The 2,364-nt window shown below is 50.3% G+C and carries 4 protein-coding genes and 1 pseudogene; all 5 read left to right on the forward strand.

The features are described from left to right. The first annotated feature begins 1 nt into the window (after window position 1). Entirely contained in the window at window positions 2-412 is a 411-nt protein-coding gene (locus tag AB447_RS22665) for a hypothetical protein (RefSeq protein ID WP_156416013.1), read from the forward strand. Window positions 413-452: 40 nt separating this feature from the next. Then, window positions 453-1,733 carry a hypothetical protein gene (locus tag AB447_RS22670; RefSeq protein ID WP_057957760.1) on the forward strand — a complete coding sequence of 427 codons (1,281 nt, stop codon included), beginning with the start codon at window positions 453-455 and terminating at the stop codon, window positions 1,731-1,733. Further along, a complete protein-coding gene (locus AB447_RS22675) occupies window positions 1,734-1,913 on the forward strand; it encodes a hypothetical protein (RefSeq protein WP_057957761.1) in 180 nt (59 codons plus the stop codon). Beyond that, window positions 1,910-2,074 (forward strand): hypothetical protein, encoded by a 165-nt coding sequence (locus AB447_RS25985; RefSeq protein ID WP_156416014.1) that lies wholly within the window; start codon window positions 1,910-1,912, stop codon window positions 2,072-2,074. Before AB447_RS22675 ends, AB447_RS25985 begins: the two co-directional genes overlap by 4 nt. A 33-nt stretch (window positions 2,075-2,107) precedes the next feature. Further along, window positions 2,108-2,364, forward strand: a pseudogene (locus AB447_RS22680) (DNA polymerase); the annotation flags it as partial.

The following is a 2,364-nucleotide window of genomic DNA, read 5'->3' on the forward strand; positions in this document are numbered from 1 at the left end:
TATCGGCAAATATTCCGAACTGATCGCCCGCGCAGCTTTAATGGCTAGCGGGTGGCAGGCGGTATCAAAAGCGGAGACGGAAGAATCCTTCGATATCAGCGCAAGAGATCCGGGCACTGGCGAATGGAAGACGTTTCAGGTTAAGACGATTCGTGATCGTCGGGAAGACCGCGGCTACTTAACGGTAGAAGGGCGCAAAGGAGACGGTCAGCCTTATACGACGGACGACGTCGACTTCTTCATCGGCGTGCTGATCGGTGAGGGCAAGTTCCCTCGCGTCTGGATGTTCGACAACCGCGGCATTACCGACTATTGGGGACCGTCGGAGCGGGAAGGCAAGCGTTGGGTCGAAATGGATCTGAATTTCATGAGGGAAGATTTTGCGGAAAATAACGAAGCGGAGGCGGTTTGACCTTACCGGGTCGGACGGTCAATAAAAGGAGGACGATTCGATGGCGAAATTAGAAGGCGTTAAGACACTCGATATGGTGAACGGTGAAATTACGAAGGTTGCGTATAACGGTGCGGAGTATGAGCGCGTGGAAGGCCCCGCGCAAACGGGCGATTTAGTTTTACCCATTACAGATGGATTTCGCGATGCAACTAAGGGTAGTTTTTACAAAGCTATTGATGTTGATCGTGATGGGGACGCTGTAATTCTCGATGATGTTGGCGATAGAGATGGTTCGTTTAGGCATAACTACGACCTATTCCGCAAAGTCTCCGCGTCCCATCCGACATTAGAAGAGCGCGTAAGCACAAACGAAAAGGATATCGAATCCCTAAAATTCGACGTTGCTACGCTAAAAGGCGAAGCTGAACCGAAGTACATCCGGATTGACAAAAGCGAAGCGAAGGCGGGCGATTTCGTTAAGTTTATCGAGACTTACGATGACGATATTACAACGGAAAAGATGTACGAAATTGACCAGGTCGATTGGCTAGGAGATATCTATTTTACTGACGATGTCGGTGACGAAAACTATGCCTCAGCGGATGATACTTACGCAGTCTATCGCAAAGTAAGCGCCGCAAGCGCTGAGGCCGAGCCGAAGCCTGAGCGGTTGAAAGTCGGTGATTATGCGAAGGTGGTCCGTGAGGAATTCGGCCACCTATTTGATACCGATGACATAATCGAGTTAATTGAGGCGGGAAACAACCCGAATTTTAAAGCGCGACGTCTCTCAGACGGAGAAGTTTGGTTCGTCGATGCGTCGGAACTCGTCCGCGCCACTGACGAAGAAATTGCCGAAGCAAAAGACGCGGCAGCTCGCGCTCAATTTAAGGAAGGCGCTAAAGTCCGGTTGAAATCGGGCGGCGGGGAATATCCGTTATTAGGTTTCGAAAACGGAAAAGTCTATTCAGTAAGTTATAACAATTCTCGTCGCACCGACGGAAAGAGTATCGAAATTACACATGCCGGAATGCTTGGATACGCAACGCCTGACCAACTCGAACTCCTACCGGAAGAAGAGGCCGCAGAGATTGAAAAATGGGCCGCAATCGGACGCGAGGTTGACGAGTATAAAAAAGGCGATATTGTTGCGTATGATGATCCGGTTTGGTTCGAGACTATCGGGTTCGGAGAGGTCGTTAGAAGAAGGAGCGAACGTGCTATAGTAATCGAGGCGTTGGATAATTACGGCTATGTCAAGAGATATACTGTGCCTATCGATCGGCTAAAGCTCATTACGCCGACCGAAGCGCGTTTCGATCGAAAGGGCGTCGAGTAAGTGGACGCAAAACCTGCCGCCATCTGCGCCGCCTGTAACCGGGCAATCAACGAAGGGCAATCCGTGACATACGATTTGCTCTTCGACCGGTACTTTTGCGACAACGCTTGCTGGTCGGATTGGTATGCGGATAACGAGGCGGAACACAGACGGAAATGGACGGAGGAGGTCGATTTATGAGCCAGAAGACAGAGCGTATATTATCGTACGTATTGGGCGTGGGGTTGGCGTTCTCAGCGGGATTGAACATTGATAAAGAGACGTTAATCACGCTTCCTATTGCGGCATTAGCGATTATTTTGTTCGGCATCGTGGTCGCGGTAGACAAAGACGAAAAGTAGTCCGAACCCATCACGCGAGAAAGGAGGATGCGAATGGAACTCGGAAATCTGCAGTTGAATCTTAGCGCTTTGACACCTAAAAATGACGAAGTTAAAAACGAAAAAGTTGCCGAAACAGCCAAGCGGAAAAAGAAGGCGAAAACGGCCGAACCGATCGAGGAAAGCTGGCGCCGCATATTCGCAAGCAAGCTATCGGAAACTGACCGCCAACGATTAAACGAAGTCAAGGCGGCAATGGACGCGGGCAAGCTCGCCAGGAATCCGTCTGACTGCGTAAACAAGGCCGGAAA

It is taken from the genome of Bacillus glycinifermentans (assembly GCF_001042475.2).
GTDB classification, from domain to species: Bacteria; Bacillota; Bacilli; order Bacillales; family Bacillaceae; genus Bacillus; species Bacillus glycinifermentans.

Bases quoted from the DNA above. Each gene is read 5' to 3' on its own strand.
- AB447_RS22670 (WP_057957760.1), top strand. From the start codon at position 453: ATGGCGAAATTAGAAGGCGTTAAGACACTCGATATGGTGAACGGTGAA.
- AB447_RS25985 (WP_156416014.1), top strand. From the start codon at position 1,910: ATGAGCCAGAAGACAGAGCGTATATTATCGTACGTATTGGGCGTGGGG.